Annotated in this window: 2 protein-coding genes; one reads left to right on the top strand and one right to left on the bottom strand. The window is 72.5% G+C overall.

The window, feature by feature from the left end:
* The coding region (locus AB0O00_RS38925; protein ID WP_363659402.1) for a response regulator transcription factor at nt 1-269 on the top strand (269 nt) is incomplete at its 5' end.
* Nucleotides 270-345: 76 nt separating this feature from the next.
* Here AB0O00_RS38925 and AB0O00_RS38930 read toward each other — a convergent pair.
* Complete coding sequence (locus tag AB0O00_RS38930) at nt 346-1,341, bottom strand: hypothetical protein (RefSeq protein ID WP_363659403.1); 996 nt, start codon at nt 1,339-1,341, stop codon at nt 346-348.
* Between the last annotated feature and the right edge of the window lie 199 nt (nt 1,342-1,540).

Genomic DNA, 1,540 nt, shown 5'->3' on the forward strand with positions numbered 1-1,540 from the left:
GGAGGACAGCGTGCCGCTCAGGGTCCAGCTGGCGGTGCCGTTCACCGGGATCTCGCCTCGCCGTCCTGACCGCCCGTGAGCGCGAGGTGATGTCGATGGCGGCCACCGGTCTGACCAACGAGGAGATCGCCGAGCGGATGTACGTGAGCCCGTTCACCGTCCGCACCCACGTGCACCGCGCGATGGCCAAGCTCGACGCCCGCGACCGCGCCCAGCTCGTCGCGATCGCCTACCAGTCCGGCCTCGTCCCGCCCGGCCGCCCGGCCTGAGCCGTCACTGCCGTCGGCGATGCTGCGCGGCGTGAACGAGGACGCCGCGGCGGCGTACGGGGCGAGCCCCTGGCACCTACTTCCGGGCCAGCCGGAAGACGGCCGCCAGCGCGGCGGCGGCGAGCACCAGCAGGATCCCGGCCTCCACGAGCTGGACCGGGACGAGGTCGCCGGCGGGGTGGTACTTGATCCAGGAGGCGGTCGCCCCGTCACAGGCGTGGCTCCCGAACAGGCACGTGTCGCCGCCGACCCGAGTGCCGTCGGCCATGACGGCGCCACGGTCGATCAGCCACGCGTTGGTCGGCTGCGCCTCGTTCAGCGGCACCACCTTGTCCGTGATCGGGTAGAGGTACCGGCGGGCCCAGCTCAGCACGCCGAAGGCGGTCCCGACCACGGCCGCCGTGACGAACATCGCGGGCAGCGTCCGGCGCAGCACCTGACCGAGCAGCACGCCGACGGCGAGCGCGAACAGCGACCACGCCACCGGGGCGATCCCGAGCGCGGGGTAGGTGAAGAACTGGAACGGCGGGTCGAAGGCGTAGGGGCCGTGGACGATGTCCGTCCACCACACCCAGCTCATCAGCGCGGCGATCACGCCGGTCGTGGCCAGCACGGCGAGGCCGGGTACCACGATCCGGGCCGCCAGCCAGCGCAGCGGGTGCACGGACTGCGTCCGGATGAGGCGGATCGTTCCGCGCTCGTGCTCCTGGGCGATCATCGGCGCGCCGACGAAGACGCCGACCAGCAGCGGGACCGCCGTGACCACGGGCTGGAGCACCTCGGCGAACCAGAAGGTCGGCCGGCTGATCGGCGCGAGTGCGGCATAGCACCGGACGTTGTCCCAGGTCTCGGGGCTGTAGCAGCCGGTCCGCTTCAGGACGCCGATGGTGTGCCGGCTGGCGAGGTGGATCCAGAGCAGGTCGACGGCCGCGAGGACCAGCAGGACGGCCATCGTCCGGAGGAGGAAACGGTTCTGGCGGAGCACCACCCATGCCACCCCGCGCACGCGCCCGGCGGCCGGGCGCCGGGTCGTCGATGCGACGCTCCGCTTGGGCAGGACGTTCGTACTCATGCGCCCTCCTCGCTTCGCTCGGCAGGGGCATTCGCCCATGCGCACCTCTTGATGATTCGCTCACTTCGTTCGCTCATGCGGCGACCTCGGTGTTCGGCTGGGCGGCGGAAGGCTGCGGGGCGGCTGGGGCGCGGAGGTAGCCGAGCAGCAGGTCCTCCAGGCTCGGCCGGCCGCCCTCCCACGGACCGTCCAGCGGTGC

The organism is Kitasatospora sp. NPDC093558 (genome assembly GCF_040683475.1).
In the GTDB taxonomy this organism is placed as follows: Bacteria; Actinomycetota; Actinomycetes; order Streptomycetales; family Streptomycetaceae; genus Kitasatospora.

What these genes read in the sequence shown, in the direction of transcription:
- AB0O00_RS38930 (WP_363659403.1), bottom strand. Translation starts at nt 1,341, where the DNA reads ATGAGTACGAACGTCCTGCCCAAGCGGAGCGTCGCATCGACGACCCGG.